13 protein-coding genes are annotated in these 15,709 nt (G+C 64.2%); 6 read left to right on the plus strand and 7 right to left on the minus strand.

Annotated features, from left to right (window positions below; translation table 11 throughout):
• Positions 1-35: 35 nt before the first annotated feature.
• The 5 genes from VA599_RS10900 to VA599_RS10920 all read left to right on the plus strand — a co-directional run bounded on the left by VA599_RS10900 (position 36) and on the right by VA599_RS10920 (position 6,950).
• Positions 36-2,336 (plus strand): DNA translocase FtsK, encoded by a 2,301-nt coding sequence (locus VA599_RS10900; protein WP_021479064.1) that lies wholly within the window; start codon positions 36-38, stop codon positions 2,334-2,336.
• A gap of 54 nt (positions 2,337-2,390) precedes the next feature.
• Positions 2,391-3,479 carry a ferrochelatase gene (gene hemH / locus VA599_RS10905; protein ID WP_346788587.1) on the plus strand — a complete coding sequence of 363 codons (1,089 nt, stop codon included), beginning with the start codon at positions 2,391-2,393 and terminating at the stop codon, positions 3,477-3,479.
• Between the two features lie 289 nt (positions 3,480-3,768).
• The gene (locus VA599_RS10910) at positions 3,769-4,971 is read left to right on the plus strand and encodes a branched-chain amino acid ABC transporter substrate-binding protein (protein WP_021479066.1); all 1,203 of its coding nucleotides are present in this window, start codon (positions 3,769-3,771) and stop codon (positions 4,969-4,971) included.
• A gap of 330 nt (positions 4,972-5,301) precedes the next feature.
• A complete protein-coding gene (locus VA599_RS10915) occupies positions 5,302-5,898 on the plus strand; it encodes a TetR/AcrR family transcriptional regulator (RefSeq protein ID WP_346788588.1) in 597 nt (198 codons plus the stop codon).
• Positions 5,895-6,950, plus strand: coding sequence for a DUF418 domain-containing protein (locus VA599_RS10920; protein ID WP_346788589.1), 1,056 nt, complete (start codon positions 5,895-5,897; stop codon positions 6,948-6,950). The genes VA599_RS10915 and VA599_RS10920 overlap by 4 nt, the downstream gene beginning before the upstream one ends.
• A gap of 59 nt (positions 6,951-7,009) precedes the next feature.
• Here the strand turns inward: VA599_RS10920 and VA599_RS10925 are convergent, their stop codons facing one another.
• Genes VA599_RS10925 through VA599_RS10935 form a run of 3 tightly spaced genes read right to left on the minus strand, consistent with a single transcriptional unit; the run spans position 7,010 to position 8,978 of the window.
• Positions 7,010-7,825: a crotonase/enoyl-CoA hydratase family protein gene (locus VA599_RS10925; protein ID WP_021479069.1), complete on the minus strand. Its 816-nt coding sequence runs from the start codon at positions 7,823-7,825 to the stop codon at positions 7,010-7,012.
• Positions 7,822-8,334 carry a DUF4442 domain-containing protein gene (locus VA599_RS10930; protein WP_346788590.1) on the minus strand — a complete coding sequence of 171 codons (513 nt, stop codon included), beginning with the start codon at positions 8,332-8,334 and terminating at the stop codon, positions 7,822-7,824. Before VA599_RS10930 ends, VA599_RS10925 begins: the two co-directional genes overlap by 4 nt.
• Positions 8,335-8,387: 53 nt before the next feature.
• A complete protein-coding gene (locus VA599_RS10935; RefSeq protein ID WP_346788591.1) occupies positions 8,388-8,978 on the minus strand; it encodes a TetR/AcrR family transcriptional regulator in 591 nt (196 codons plus the stop codon).
• Between the two features lie 141 nt (positions 8,979-9,119).
• Here VA599_RS10935 and VA599_RS10940 point away from each other — a divergent pair, with 141 nt between their 5' ends.
• Positions 9,120-11,159 (plus strand): site-specific recombinase, encoded by a 2,040-nt coding sequence (locus VA599_RS10940; protein ID WP_346788592.1) that lies wholly within the window; start codon positions 9,120-9,122, stop codon positions 11,157-11,159.
• Between the two features lie 37 nt (positions 11,160-11,196).
• Here the strand turns inward: VA599_RS10940 and VA599_RS10945 are convergent, their stop codons facing one another.
• The 4 genes from VA599_RS10945 to VA599_RS10960 all read right to left on the minus strand — a co-directional run bounded on the left by VA599_RS10945 (position 11,197) and on the right by VA599_RS10960 (position 15,689).
• Complete coding sequence (locus VA599_RS10945; protein ID WP_346788593.1) at positions 11,197-12,804, minus strand: GMC family oxidoreductase; 1,608 nt, start codon at positions 12,802-12,804, stop codon at positions 11,197-11,199.
• On the minus strand, positions 12,801-13,316 hold the full coding sequence (locus VA599_RS10950; RefSeq protein ID WP_346788594.1) for a twin-arginine translocation signal domain-containing protein: 516 nt from the start codon (positions 13,314-13,316) through the stop codon (positions 12,801-12,803). Before VA599_RS10950 ends, VA599_RS10945 begins: the two co-directional genes overlap by 4 nt.
• Positions 13,316-14,743 carry a coniferyl aldehyde dehydrogenase gene (locus VA599_RS10955; protein WP_346788595.1) on the minus strand — a complete coding sequence of 476 codons (1,428 nt, stop codon included), beginning with the start codon at positions 14,741-14,743 and terminating at the stop codon, positions 13,316-13,318. Before VA599_RS10955 ends, VA599_RS10950 begins: the two co-directional genes overlap by 1 nt.
• A 100-nt stretch (positions 14,744-14,843) precedes the next feature.
• Positions 14,844-15,689: an AraC family transcriptional regulator gene (locus tag VA599_RS10960; RefSeq protein ID WP_346788596.1), complete on the minus strand. Its 846-nt coding sequence runs from the start codon at positions 15,687-15,689 to the stop codon at positions 14,844-14,846.
• Positions 15,690-15,709: the final 20 nt, after the last annotated feature.

Consider the following 15,709-nt stretch of genomic DNA (forward strand, 5'->3'; position numbering starts at 1 on the left):
ATAATCATCAGCTGTCATAGCCAAATATGAAAAAAATGCGATTTTTCAAGCGCAAAGCCGTAGTCAAGAACAACCAGACCCCGCTGCCGCCTCAGCTGGTCTCCCTGCTTCGCGAAGCATGGTGGCTGCTGATGGCGGTGGCGGCCGTCTACCTTGTACTGGTGCTTGCCAGCTACTCCCCGCTCGACTCCTCTTGGTCGCACAGCTCCTCCGACCCCACCGTCCGCAATTACGGCGGCGCGTTCGGGGCCTGGCTGTCGGACATGCTGCTGTACGTGTTCGGCTTTTCCACCTGGTGGCTGGTGGTGTTCTGCCTGGTGGCGATAGGCTGGGGCTACCGCCGCATTGAAAGCCTGGGCTTCAAGTTCAATCCCATCACCGCCGCCGCCGTCGGCGGCTTCGTGTTGCTACTGGTATCCAGTTCCAGCTTCGAAGCCATCGTGCTGGACGGCAAGGCCTTGAAGCTGCCGCTGGACGCCGGCGGCATGTTCGGCCACTTCATCGGCAAGGGCATCGCCCATGGGCTGGGCCTGTCCGGCTCTTATCTGCTGCTGGGCGTGCTGTCGGCCATCGGCTTCTCGCTGTTCACCGGCCTGTCCTGGCTCAATCTGATGGAGCGCATCGGCACGTGGCTGGAGGAAGGCGTGGTCGGCCTGTGGCAGAGCTGGCAGGCGAAGAAAGACCGCGAGATCGGCAAGGAAACCGCGCAGAAGCGCGAGGAAAAGGTGTCGGTCGCCAAGAAGAAGATCGAGGAAACCGCTCCCGTGCGCATCGAACCGCCGGTGCTGGAAGTGCCGGTGTCGGCCAAAGCCCAGAAGCCAGTTCAGCAGTCGCTGTTCGCCGACCCCAAAGACGCCGCCCTGCCCGGCCTGAGCCTGCTGGACACGCCCAAGGAACTGCTGGAAACCGTATCGCAGGAAACAGTGGAATACACATCCAGGCTGATCGAGCGCAAGCTGGCCGACTTCGGCGTGGACGTCAAGGTGATCGCCGCCTATCCCGGCCCAGTGATCACCCGCTACGAGATCGAACCTGCCGTCGGCGTCAAGGGCGCGCAGATCGTCAACTTGATGAAGGATCTAGCACGCGCGCTGTCGCTGGTTTCCATCCGCGTGGTGGAAACCATACCGGGCAAGACTTATATGGGCTTGGAATTGCCCAATCCAAAACGCCAGATCGTCAAGCTGACCGAAATCGTCGGCTCGGACGGCTATCAGAACATGGCCTCCCGCCTGACCATGGCGCTGGGCAAAGACATTGCCGGCCAGCCGGTGTCGGCCGACCTGGCCAAGATGCCGCACGTGCTGGTGGCCGGCACCACCGGCTCCGGCAAATCGGTGGCGATCAACGCGATGATCCTGTCGCTGCTGTACAAGGCCACGCCGCAGGAAGTGCGGCTAATCATGGTGGACCCGAAGATGCTGGAGCTGTCGGTGTACGAAGGCATTCCGCACCTGCTAGCGCCGGTGGTCACCGACATGAAGCAGGCCGCCAACGCGTTGAACTGGTGCGTGGGCGAGATGGAGCGCCGCTACAAGCTGATGTCCAAGCTCGGCGTGCGAAATCTGGCCGGCTTCAACCAAAAGATCAAGGACGCCGACAAGGCCGGCGAGAAAATCCCCAACCCGTTCAGCCTGACGCCGGAAACGCCGGAGCCGCTCGACACCCTGCCGTTGGTGGTGGTGGTGATAGACGAGCTCGCCGATCTGATGATGGTGGCCGGCAAGAAGATCGAGGAGCTGATCGCCCGCCTGGCGCAGAAGGCCCGCGCCGCCGGCATCCATCTGATCCTGGCCACGCAGCGGCCGTCGGTGGACGTGATCACTGGCCTGATCAAGGCCAATATCCCGACGCGGATCGCCTTCCAGGTGTCCAGCAAGATCGACAGCCGCACCATTCTGGACCAGATGGGCGCGGAGGCGCTACTGGGCCAGGGCGACATGCTGTATCTGCCGCCGGGCACCGGCTACCCCAACCGCGTCCATGGCGCCTTCGTTTCCGACGAGGAAGTGCACCACGTGGTGGAATTCCTGAAGACCACCGGCGAGCCCAACTACATCGAAGGCATCCTCACCGGCCAGGCCGACGGCGACGACAGCTCCGCGGCAGGCAGCCTGGATGGCGAATCCGACGGCGAATCCGATCCGCTGTACGACGAAGCCGTCGCCATCGTGGTGAAGACCCGCAAAGCGTCGATCTCCTCGGTGCAGCGCCACCTGCGCATCGGCTACAACCGGGCAGCCCGGCTGATCGAGCAGATGGAGGCCGCCGGCCTGGTGTCCTCGATGGAAAGCAACGGCAACCGCACCGTGCTGGCGCCGGCCAGAGAAGACTGAGACCTCACGGGCGCCGTTGCCGCGACGCCCGCTTTCCCATAATAAAGGATGGCCATGCCCCGCTATCTGCCCGAACCCGCGTTCCGCCACGACTACACGCCCAAGACCGGCGTGCTGCTGATCAACCTGGGCACACCCGACGCCCCCACCGCCCAGGCGCTGCGGCCCTACCTCAAGCAGTTCCTGTCCGATCCGCGCGTGATCGAGATTCCACGCCTGCCGTGGTGGCTGATTCTTAACGGCATCATTCTGAATACCCGCCCCAAGCAATCGGCCCGAAAATACGCCAGCATCTGGACCAAGGAAGGCTCGCCGCTGCTGACCCACACCCGAAGCCAGGCCAAACTGCTGAAGGGGCAGCTGGGCGAAATGGGCCTGCGCGACCTGGTAGTCGACTACGCGATGCGCTACGGCAATCCGTCCATCGAAAGCGTGATCGGCAAAATGCGGGAGCAAGGCGTGGAGCGGCTGCTGCTGCTGCCGCTGTATCCGCAATACGCCGCCTCCTCCAGCGGAACCGCCCTGGACGAAGCCTTCCGCGCGCTGACCCGGCTGCGCAATATGCCGGACGTGCGCACGGTGCGGCACTTCCACGACGATCCCGGCTATATCGCCGCGCTGGCCGCCCGGATACGCCAGCATTGGCAATACGGCCAGCAGCCGGACAAGCTGGTGATGAGTTTCCACGGCGTGCCGCGCTTCACCCGCGACAAGGGCGACCCCTACCATTGCGAATGCCAGAAAACCGGCCGGCTGCTCGCGGAAACGCTGCAGCTGAGGGCGGATCAATACGTCATCAGTTTTCAAAGCCGCTTCGGCCGCACCGAATGGCTGAAACCGTATACCAGCGAAGTGCTGGCGGGGCTGGGCAAAGCGAAAACCGCCAAGGTGGACGTCGTTTGCCCCGGTTTTGTCGGCGACTGCCTGGAAACGCTGGAAGAAATCGCGATGGAAGGCAAGGAAACCTTCTTGAGCAGCGGCGGTGGCGAATTCCGCTACATCTCCTGTCTGAACGAAGACCCGCAATGGATAACCTCTCTCGCCGCGATCGTCAGTAACAATCTGGCTGGATGGACAGAAATCGTGACAGAAGATAGCCGAAAAAGAGCCGCTCTAGCCCATGACATGGGGGCATCCTCCTGACATCAACATATGTCCCGCTGATTTTAATCGCGCCGCACAAATCTTTTAAAATCAGTCGGATAGGCTTAAAATACGGGCGTATGACCGAATGGCCATACGCCCGTTTTCAACTTGTTTGCCGCAAAATGCCAAGATTGGTCCTATATTCATTGAGTGCGCTTCGGGCCAGATTGACACCCTCGCAAACTGGTCACCATAATCAGTCGCAACTAACAGCCTCTTAATGGTGTTGTTGGTTTACCAAAGAGATCATCAAAGTCTACGCAGATAAGATTCAGGGGAACTCTCAATGAACAAATACGCTCGCTACAGCCTGATCGCCACCGCCGTCATCGCCATGAGCGCCTGCAGCAAGCAGGAACAACCGGCGACGGGCAGCCAGCCCGCCTCCGCTCCGGGCCAAGCCGCTGCCGGCGGCGAAACTGTGGTCAAGATCGGCCAAGTCTCGCCGATGTCCGGCCCGATCTCCCATCTGGGCAAGGACAACGAATACGGCGCCAAGCTCGCCATCGAAGATCTGAACGCCAAGGGCGTGGAAATCGGCGGTAAGAAGGTCAAGTTCGAACTGGTATCCGAGGATGACCAGGGCGATCCGAAAATCGGCACCCAGGTCGCGCAGCGCCTGGTGGACGCAGGCGTGGTCGGCGTGGTCGGCCACCTGAACTCCGGCACCACCATCCCGGCCTCCAAGATCTACTCCGACGCCGGCCTCCCGCAGATTTCCCCGTCCGCCACCAACCCGGACTACACCAAGCAAGGCTTCAAGACCACCTTCCGCGTGATCGCCAACGACGTGCAGCAGGGCAAGGCGCTGGGCGAATTCGCCGCCGGCACCCTGAACGCCAAAAAGATCGCGATCATCGACGACCGCACTGCCTACGGCCAGGGCCTCGCCGACCAGTTCGAAGGCGCAGTCAAGGCCAAGGGCGCTCAGGTAGTGAAACGCGAGTTCACCAACAATACCGCCACCGACTTCAACGCCATCCTCACCTCGATCAAGGCCTCCAACCCGGATCTGGTGTTCTACGGCGGCATGGATGCGCAAGCCGGTCCGCTGGCCAAGCAGATGCAGCGCCTGGGCCTGAAGGCCAAGCTGATGGGCGGCGACGGCTGGCAGACTCCGGAATTCGTCAAGCTGGCCGGCGACGCGTCCGAAGGCCAATACGCGTCCAGCTGCGGCATCTCGCGCGACAAGATGCCCGGCTTCAAGGCCTTCGACGAGAAGTTCAAGAAGGAATTCAACACCGACGTGCAGATTTACGCGCCGTTCGAATACGACGCTGTGATGGTGCTGGTGGACGCGATGAAGCGCGCCAAGTCCTACGACCCCAAGACCTACCTGCCTGAAGTCGGCAAAACCGACTATCTGGGCGTGACCGGCAAGATCGCCTTCGACGACAAGGGCGACATCAAGAACGGCGCCGTCACCGTCTACCAGGTGAAGAACGGCAAGTGGGAAGTGGTGTCCACCGTCGGCGGCGAGGCTAAATAAACGCAGCCCCCGGCTCCGCAACACAAGAGAGGCGCTTCGGCGCCTCTTTTCATTTTGCTGGCCAGCCGAGGCCTCCCCTCAGTCTTGCAAGAACACCTCCCCAGCTGGATTTGGCGCAGCCTTCTTCGCTCCCTCTGCATGAAAAATCTGGCCAGATGCTGCTGACGCCGGGATATCCTCACCTCAAGCACGCATCGCAGGCGCTCTGACGCTTATTTTGTTTTCCGCCACATGGATCCGCCATTCCTCGCTGTTTTTTGATGCCAAAAATTGAATGAACGTTCGTTCACTATATGATTGAGAAAGTCACCTTGCCACAGAGGAAACCTCATGATGCCCAAGCGCCCGCAGCAAACCGAAAACCGCCGCGGCCAGATCGTCGAGGCGGCGCTCGCCTGCTTCATCGCCTCCGGCTTTCATCAGACCGGCATGCGCGACATCGCGGACGCCGCCGGCGGTAGCCTGGGCAATCTGTACAACCACTTCCCGAACAAGCAGGCCTTGATCGCGGAAATCGCCACGATGGAAGCGCTGGAAAAACAGGACTTGATCGATGCGCTGGCGGCAGACCTAGCCGGCCCCGCCATCCGGGATTTCGCCGAACGCTATCTGCGGCTGTGCGAGCGCCCGGAAGACGTCAGCCTGACCGCCGAAGTGCTGGCGGAAGCGGCGCGCGACGCCGAGCTGGCCCGGCTGTTCGCAGCCAACCGCCGCCGTCTGGCCAGCGCCCTGGCCGATGCCTTGCGCCGCGGCGCCGAACAGGGAGACGTAGACAATGGCCTGCCCTTTGCCGCCTGCGCCCACTGGTTGCTGGACGCGCTGGAAGGCTGCGCCGTCAATCGCGCCCTGTTGGGCGCACAACTGGACGACGTTGACATCTCCGCCTTGATCGACAAGCTGTTGTCGCCCGCGGGAGGAAAACGATGACCCCGCGCCCCAACCGCCTGGACGGCCTGGACCTGGCCCGTTGCCTGGCTCTGATCGGCATGGTGCTAGTCAACTTCCGCCTGGCGATCGCGCCCTTCCCGTCCGGCCAAGACCCGCTGCTGCCCTGGTTCTCACTCTTTGAGGGGCGATCCGCCGCCACCTTCGTCACCCTGGCCGGCATTGGCCTGGGCCTGGCCACCGCGCGGCTGGCTCGCATCCAGGCCATAAGCCAGACCTGCCGGCGCGCCGTGTTCCTGCTGGCGGTCGGGCTGCTCAACTTCACCTTATTCCCCGCCGACATCATCCATTACTACGCCTTCTATTTCTTCGCCGCCTGCCTGCTGCTGAAACTGCCTGAGCGATGGCTGCTGGCCGCGCTGTGCCTGACATTGGCGGCGGCCTTCGCCATGCAACTAACGCTGGACTATGGACACGGCTGGAACTGGGACACCCTCAGCTACGAAGGCTTCTGGACGCCGGCTGGCTTCGCGCGCAACCTGCTGCTCAATGGCTGGCATCCGGTCTTGCCTTGGCTGGGCTTTGCGATATGGGGGCTATGGCTGTCGCGGCAGCCTTTGGCCCGCCCTGACACGCAATGGAAACTGATGGCGGGCGGCGCGCTGCTGGCGTTGGCCAGCGGCCTGCTGTCGGCCTGGCTGCAAGATTTGTCGCCCACTCGGCTTTCGCCATTTCTGGGAACAAAGCCATTGCCGCCCGGGCCGCTGTACATGCTGAACGCAGGCGGCATCGCCAGCGCGGCGATAGGCGGCTGCCTGGCGCTGGCATCGCGCCCAGCCTTGGCCGCCCGGCTCGCGCCGCTGCTGGCTGCGGGTCGGCAAACGCTGACTCTGTACATCGCCCACATCCTGATCGGCATGGGCGTTCTGGAGGAAATGGGATGGCTGGACAGCGGCGAGCTCGCGCGGGTGCCGGCGGCGGCGGCATTGTATTGCTCTGCCGCCGTAGCCTTCGCCTGGCTATGGTCCAAGCGCTTCCGCCATGGCCCGCTGGAATGGCTGATGCGGCGGATCTGCGACCGGCCAGCACCTTGAAAACGACTCCCTTCCGGCAGGAAACCATCCTGCCGGAAGGCAGGGACTTCTTTCTGTCCTCAGTCCCGGAAGCTGACCTGCTGCTTCATCATCGCAGCCATGCCGGCCTTCTGGATGTCTTCCGAGATCAGCATCGCCGCGTTCCAGCCGGCGACGAACTGCAGCCCATCCGCCACACTGTGGTCGCGGCTGTAATTCATCACTTCCTTGCTGCCTCGAACCGCCAGCGGCGACTTGCCCGCGATCAGCTTCGCGCTCTGCAACGCGGCGGCCAGCACGGCGTCGGCATCCGCCACCACGCGGTTGACCAGACCTACCTCCAGCGCCTCCTCGGCCACCATGTCGCGGCCGGTCAGCGCCAGCTCGCGGGCCACGCCCTCGCCCACCACGCGCGGCAGGCGCTGCAGCGAGCCCACGTCGGCCACCATGCCCAGGTCCACCTCGCGCACGCCGAACACCGCGCCTTCCGCGGCGAAGCGGAAATCCGCCGCCAGCGCGATGTCCAGGCCGCCGCCCAGGCAAGCGCCGTGTATCGCGGCGATCACCGGCTTGCGGCAACGCTCCAGGCTGTTCACGCAGTCCTGCAGGTCCAGGATCAAGCGACGCAGCTTGTCGCGCTTGCGGCCTTCGCACTCGTCCTGGATGCTGGATTGCAACCCCACCAGCATCGCCAGATCGATGCCGGAACAGAAATGCTTGCCGCTGCCGGCCAGCACCACGGCGCGGACGCCGGGCTCGCCATCGGCCCAATCCAGCGCGGCGCGCAAGTCCTGCCACATCTGCAGGTTCAGCGCATTGGCCTTGTCGGGACGGTTGAAACGCAGCAGAGCGACCTTATCGTCCAGCTCCGCTGACAGGGTTTGCAGATTGATCATGCCGCTTTCGCCTCCGGACGTTTCTTGGGAACCCAGGCCCACAGCATCTCACAGACGATGGGGGACTCGCCGGACTCGTCGGTCACCAGCACCTCCACCAGCACTTCGCCCTTTTCCTGCTCGTACATGGTCTGGATCTGCTGCGGCGTCAGCATCGCCACGGCCTTCATATCGCCCTGGGATCGCTTGACGTAGTTGACCTTCATCGACTTGAGCAGCATCAGCTTGTCGTCCGGCATGTTCATGCCCACCACGAAACCGGTGGATGTCTCGGCCAGCAGCGCCATCGCCGCCGCATGCACGCCGCGGATGTGGTTCTGCACCTTTTTGCGGTTGCGGATCGATACCGTCAGCCTGTCATGGCCAACCTCTTCGAACCGCAGCCCGGCCGTGGACAGAAAGGGAACGATCTTGCCGAACATCATCGACAGCACCGGCCTGCGCCAGCCCACCGGCAGGCGGCCCACCTTGTCGGCGATCCGGCTCATGCTGTTCTTTCTGTACTCCATGCTACCCCCTTTGTTGTTCTCGTGTTGTCTGCGCCCGGCTTTCCGCCGGCCGCTTACTCTTGCGCCTCTGGCATGCCCAGCGTGGTTCTGACCTGGCTCTTCAAAAGCGGCAGCGCGTTATCGTCGATGCGCGCCAGCTGCAGCCCGCCCTGCAGCGCGGAAAACAGCATCATGCCGACGGCCTCTGGCGTTCCCGCGTATGCCATCCGCTCGGTGTCCCTCCCCAGCCTGACGATGGCCACCGCCCATTGCCGCATCTCGTCGATGAAGGTCGAGGCTTCCTCGCGCATGTCGTCAGGCAGAGTCTGAAACTCGGTGCTGAGAATGCCGCTGGGACAGATCTGTTTGTGCTGCAGGTAATATTGGTCCGACAAGCCGAAATACGCCTCCAGCCGGCGGGCGGCGTCCCACTCCCTCTGTTGCTCGATGAAGCGCTGGAAACGGCGGCGGTAACGCTGGATCAGCGCCACGCCCAGATCGCTTTTCTTGGGAAAGTGGTAGTGGATGGCCGCGTTGCGCACGCCCAGCGCGCTGCTGATGTGCTGATAGCTAAAACCATTGAAGCCGCGCGTCAGCAGCAGCTCCTCGGCCAGGTCGAGTATGCGCTTGCGGGTGTCGTTCTTGCTGTCGGAACCATTATGCATCAGGCCACTCTACTTACTGGTCAGTAAGGTGTCAATCGGCCCGCCGGCGGGGCATCTTGCCCTCTCAGGCCGCGCATGCCCTAAAATACAAGCGACACTCTTTCCCATTCGCGCCTTAGCGCGCGACCACTCTGGTAGAACATGACCGAACACACCGTTCCCGACCTGGAATCCTCTTTGCGCCAGCTGTGCGAAACGCCCGGCCAGACCGACGCTCTGGCGGGGCTGATCGCCGCGCTGCGCCCCGGCGACCGCCAGCCGGCTCAGCAAGCCACCGTCAATCTGCAGGCCTTGTCCTTCCTGCTCGAACACCACGCCGAATTCCGCGAAGCCCTGCGCCAGGCGCTGTGCACCTTGCTGGCCGAAAGCCGGCAGATCCCGCTGTACACCGACGCCGGCATCCTGGCCAACGACGGTTTCGGCACCACGCTGCTGCACCGCCTGGGCGAGCGCGCGCTGCCCATGCCCTACAACCCCGATTCGCTGCGCGACCGCTTCGGCCTGTTGTTCAGCGACAAGCAGGATTATCTGTGGCTGGAAGCCGTGCCCGACGCCACCTGGCACGCGCTGTGGCGGGCGATGGCCTGGCAGGAGGCTCCGCGGCAGGACAGCGAACGCCAGACCCGGCTGCAGTTGCTGGAGTCGGTGCAGGTGCTGTCCGCCCGCATCACCGCCATCGGCCTGGAGCCTGAGCTGGTGCGCGTCTGCCCCGAGGTGGAGCGCTTCGCGTCGCCCTTCATGCATCTGAACGCCGAAGTGCAGCGCTATGTCGACGGCTACCGCCAGGCGCTGACCGACGGCGTCGAGCCGCCCGAGGACGAGAAGCAGGTGCTGGTGCTGCTGGACCAATGCGAGGCCATCCTGGGCAAAGTTCGCAAAAACGCGGCCCGTTACGGCATCTCGGTCAATCTGACTTATCACGGCCTGCGGCTGGCGCAGAGCATCGCCCGGCTGCGCGCGCTGCTGGAGCTGCTGTCGCCCGGACACAACCCGGCCGAACGCCCGCAGCTGTTCCAGCTGCTGGTGGATTTCGCCCGCGCGGAAAACCGCAAGTACAGCCTGCGCGATCTGTTCAAGTCCAACACCGAGTTGCTGGCCCTGCAAGTGACCGAGCATGCCGGCCGCCAGGGCGAGCACTATATCGCCGAAGACCGCAAGGAATGGTCGCAAATGGGCAAGGCGGCGATGGGCGCCGGCCTGCTCGTCGGCTTCATGGCGCTGATCAAGCTGATGCTGGCGCGCGGCCACTTGCCGCTGCTGTGGGAAGGCATCGCCTTCGGCCTCAATTACGCGATCGGCTTCATCATCGTGCAGATCCTGCACTTCACCATCGCCACCAAGCAGCCGGCGATGACGGCAGCCCGGCTGGCTGCCGTGCTGCAAGCCCAATACGGCCGCAAGAAGCAGCTGGAAGAGCTGTCGGAGCTGATCGTCAAGGTGGTGCGCACGCAATTCGTCGCCATCATGGGCAACGTCCTGCTGGCCATTCCCACCGCGGCGCTGATCGCGCTGGCCTGGAACGCGCTGTTCAGCGCGCCGGTGGTGGACGCGGCCAAGGCGCAAAAGCTGCTGCACGAGATCGATCCGGTGCACAGCCTGGCGCTGCCCCACGCCGCCATCGCCGGGGTGTTCCTGTTCCTGTCGGGCCTGATCGCCGGCTACTACGACAACAAGGCGATCTACCGCCGCATACCGGAACGCATCGCCAATCATCGTCTGCTTAAGCGCATGCTGGGCGAAAACCGCGCCTGGCGGCTGGGCAACTACATCGAGCACAATCTGGGCGCGCTGGCCGGCAATTTCTACTTCGGCATGTTCCTGGGCCTCACCGGCACCGTGGGCACGATACTGGGCCTGCCGCTGGACATCCGCCACATCACCTTCTCGTCGGCCAACCTGGCGTTCGCCAGCGTGTCGCTGGATTTCCAGGTGCCGCTGTCCGCCGTGCTGCTGGGTTGCGCCGGGGTGGCTTTGATCGGCCTCGTCAACCTGGGGGTCAGCTTCTTCCTGGCGCTGTGGGTGGCGTTGCGCTCGCGCAAGCTGTCCGGTTCGCTGCTGCTGCCCTTGATCCCGATGCTGGCCAAGCGCTTCCTGCGCCGGCCGCTGAGCTTCTTCGTGCCGCCGCCCCTGCTGCCCGCCCCCGCCGCGGAAACGCCGCCGCTGGACGAAACCCGCGGATAAAGCAGGCTGCCGGCGGACGCAAACGCGCCCGCCGGACTCATCCCTTGGCCAGCTCCCTCGCCAAACGATCGGCGGCGCGCCAGGAAAAAGCGTAAATGGACAGCTGGGGATTGGCGCCGACGCTGGTCGGAAAAATCGACCCGTCCAGCACCGCGAGATTTCGCCATTCCCAGTGATTGCCCCAGTCGTCCAGCACCGACCGGGCGGGATCGTCGCCCATCGCCATGCCGCCCATCACGTGGGCGCTGACCAGCCTGGCCTGCAGCGCCTGCAAGGGCAAGCCTTCTATCATCTCCCTGGCTCGCCTCCAGCTGGACACCGGTTGCGCGCGCTCATGCAGCGGCATCGCCAGGCTGGCGCCGGCGGCGAACTGCAACTCGGCCATCGCCAGCCAGCTGCGCCGCACGCCATCCCAGATCACGTCGTTGAGCGGGTAATCCAGCACAGGCGAACCGTCGCCGCGCAGCTTCACCTCGCCGCCCCGGCTATCCGGATGAAAACCGTCGCGCAGCAGGGCCAATGTCGCATGCAGATGCGGCAGCTGTTGCAAAAGCTGCAATTGCTCGATGCCGAAGCCCGGAAAGGTGACGCTGGCGAGCAAGGGATGGATGGGCGGCACTTCCAGCTTGAAGCCCAGCGGCCCGTCCAGCGGCTGGGTGTGCATGTAGTGATCGGAGTAAACCGTTTGCGGCGCGCCATTGTAAGGCTCCACCATTTCCGGCATCAGCGCCGCGCTCAGCGCCACCGGATGCAGAAAGGTGCGCTTGCCGGTCTGGCCGGCGGCATCCGCCAGGCCGCTGCGCAGCATGATGGCCGGCGTGCCGATGGCGCCCGCGGCCAGCACCACTTGCCGCGCTCGCACGCTGAAGCGGCGGCCGGTCGGCGTGTTGCCGTCGGCGCCGAGCAGGCTGCCCTGAATCGACGCGATGCGCTTGCGGCCCGGGTCCGCCAGCAGCCTGTCCACGCGCGCCCGGCACAGCAACCTGGCGCCATGGGACAACGCCTCGGGAATGCAGGTGACCAGCATGGATTGCTTGGCGTTGGTGGGGCAACCCATGCCGCAGTAACCGAGATTCCAGCACCCCCGCACATTGCGCGCGATGCGCGCGTGCCGCAGGCCCAGCGCCTGGCAGCCGCGCTCCAGCACCAGATTGTTGCCATTGGGCTCAGCTTGCCATGGACCGATGCCCAAACGTTGCTCGACCTTGTCGAACCAAGGACGCATGGTTTCGACGGACAGCGTCGCCAGGCCGTGATTCTCCTGCCACCACAACAGGGTATCCGGCGGCGTGCGGAAACTGCTGGTCCAGTTGACCGTAGTGCCGCCGCCCACCGCGCGCCCTTGCAGAATGGTGATGCCCTTGTCCAACGTTTGCCGGCTGGCCGACTCCTGGTACAGCTCTGGATAGGCCTTGGCTTCCAACAGGCGGAAATCGCTGGAGCTGTATAGTCCACCCTCCTCCAGCAGCAGCACGTCGAGGCCCGCCCGGCTCAACACCTCCGCCGCGATACCACCCCCCGCGCCGCTGCCGACGATGGCCACATCGGTGACCAGCGACAGGTCTTTGTCCTGGCTGGCGCCGTCCAGCACCTTCCAGCCGCTTGCCATGCCCGCCTTGATCGGATCGGGGATCTTGTCGCTCAAGGCAGCATCCCCATCACCGCCGCCGGCTGCCGATAGCCAAGCGCCAGCCAGCTGGCTGGGTTGCCGTACCAGCCGGCGTGGATCAGCCGGTGCAGGCCTTGATAGGCGCTGCATTGCAAAGCGAAACGGCTCTCACGCCAGCGCTGAAGGAACTGGGCCAGCTCAAGCGAGGTGGCCAGTTGCCAAGGGGAACGCACGCCGGCCAGCCAGCGCCGCGCCCAACGGTTGCCCAGGAGATCGAACAGCTGGCGTACCTCCCGCTGTGTCGCGGACGGCAGCCCCGCCACCGCGCGGTCCACGCCTGCCGCCACCACGGCCGCCGGCACGCCGGACAGCCCCAGCAGCACCGGCGCCAAAGCCGAGATGATTTGCGCGTCGAGCGGCGTCAGCCACTCCAGTTTTCCGCCTGCCGCGGGACTAGGATCAGCCACCGGCGCCGCCCAATAGCCGGCCAGCAGCAGGGCCGCGCTTCCCAGCGCACCCGCTTGCAGGAACTGACGTCGGCTGGCCATCAACGCAGCATCAGCTTGAGCAGCCACTCCACCGCCGCGCCATAGGGCGGCCGCGTCAGCCAGGCGCCGGACAGGCGGCTCTGGCGGAATACCGGCTTGAGTTTGGAAAAGGTCAGGAAGCCTTCGCGGCCATGGTAATGCCCCATGCCGGACGGCCCGACGCCGCCGAAGGGCAGGTCTTCCTGCACCACGTGCAACAGCGTGTCATTGATGCTGACGCCGCCGGAAATCGTCTCCTGCAACACCCGGTCGATGCGCAATGGGTCGTCATCGAACAGATACAGCGCCAGCGGCCTCGGCCGGGCGTTCACATAAGCCAGCGCCTCGTCGAACTTGTCGTAGGCGACCACCGGCAGGATGGGGCCGAAGATTTCCTCCCGCATCAGCGCGCAGTCCTCCGGGCAACGCTGCACCAGGGTCAGCGGCAGCTTACGGGCAGCGGCCAGATCCTCTCCGGCGGGATTGACCTCGTCGATGCGGGCGCCGGCCTCGCGCGCGCCCTCCAGCCAGCCCCGCAAGCGCTGGTAATGCCTGTCGTTGATGATGGCGCTGTAATCAGGATTGCTCGCTAGCGTGGGATAGGCCCGCTTGGCCGCATACCGTATCTCGTCCAGCAATAGCGCGCAGTCTTTTTCGTTCACCAGCACATAATCCGGCGCGACACAGGTTTGGCCGGCATTCATCATCTTGCCCGCGACGATGGCTTCCGCCGCGCGCTTGAGGTTGGCGCCGCGCGCCACCAGCGCCGGCGATTTGCCGCCCAGTTCCAGCGTCACCGGCGTCAGGTTTTCCGCCGCGGCGCGCATCACATGGCGCCCCACCGCGGTGGAGCCGGTGAACAGCAAGTGATCGAACGGCAGCCGGACGAAGGCCTGGGCCAGCTCCGGCCCGCCATTCACCACGGCCAGCAGATCGTCGCCGAAATGCTGGCGAGCCAGCCGCTGCAGCAACTCGCCGGTGGCGGGCGTGTATTCCGACATCTTCACCATGACCCGGTTGCCGGCCGCCAGCGCCGCGATGATCGGGCCGAAAGCCAGGAACAGCGGGTAATTCCACGGCACCACCACGCCCACCACGCCCAGCGGCTGCGGATGCACGCTGGCGCTGGCCGGCGCGAACCAGAACGAAACGCCGCGCCGGCGCGGCTTCATCCAATTTTTCAGATGGCGGCGGGCATGGCGCACGCCCTCCAGAGACGGGAACAGCTCGGCCAGGCGGGTTTCCACGCTGCTGCGCTGGCCGAAATCGCGGTTCACCGCGTCCACCAGCGCCTGGCGGTTTTCCTGGATCAGACGCTCCAGCGCGTTCAGCCAGGATTTGCGGGTTTCCTGCGAGGGAGAAGGCGCGGCGCGGGCAACTGTCTTCAGTCGGGTAAAAGCGTCCAGCAGCGCGCTTTCTTCTTGTGAGGGTATCTTGATGGCATCCATAGTAATTATCCTTGTTGATACCAGCCAAACAAACGTTTAGAGCCTGTGCTCTAGCCAAGATTAGCACCAGCCCGCCCTACTGTCACCATGCCCGCCAGCGTCAATCAGCCTCCAGGGATTGCCGCCATTTCCGCGGCCCCATGCCGCATTGCGCCTTAAATGCCCGGGACAGCGCAGCCTCGCTGCCGTAGCCGACCTCGATCGCGATCATCTTCAACTTCCGGCCCTGCCGCAACGCCTGCTGCGCCAGCCTGATCCGCCAACCTTGCAAATAAGCGCCGGGGGTGCAGCCGACAATGTCGCGGAAGCAGCCGGCGAAAACGCTGCGCGACATCCCCGCGATATCTGCCACCCCCTCCAGCGACCACTCCCGAGCCGGCTGCTCATGCATCGCCACAAGCGCTTTCCTCAGCTTGGGATGGGACATGCCGGCCAGCATGCCGCCGCGCGACTCGCCGGTTTCCATCAGGTGCCGCAGCAACTGCACCAGCACCACCTCGAACAGCCGATCGACCACCACATGCCGGCCGCAATTGTCGCTGAACGCTTCGTCGAATAGCATCGCCAGCACCGGCCCTGCGCCGGCAATGCTTTCCAGCGGCAAGCAGACAAACTCCGGCAACGCCGCCACGATGGGGTTCGCCACTCCGCCATCGAAATGCAGCTCCGCGCAGGCCAGATCAGCCCCGTTCGGTTCATCCGAAACAAAGCGCCGCGGCATGGCGCGCGGATAGAACAGCAGGCTGGGCACGTCTACATGCAGGCCTGTCGAGCGCCCTGAATGAATGATGTCCAGCTTCCCCGCCCGGATCAGATGCAACTGGCCGCTTTCTCCTGACCGCGAAAAGTCCGTACTTCCGCGCAAGACGCCGGAATGGAACATCCGCGCGCGAACCGGGAAGCGATTCAACAGCGCATCAAGACGATCGACGCATGCCTCAGTCATTTCAATACTCTTGATCAAAT

The sequence above is a fragment of the Chromobacterium indicum genome (assembly GCF_039708975.1).
GTDB classification, from domain to species: domain Bacteria; phylum Pseudomonadota; class Gammaproteobacteria; order Burkholderiales; family Chromobacteriaceae; genus Chromobacterium; species Chromobacterium piscinae.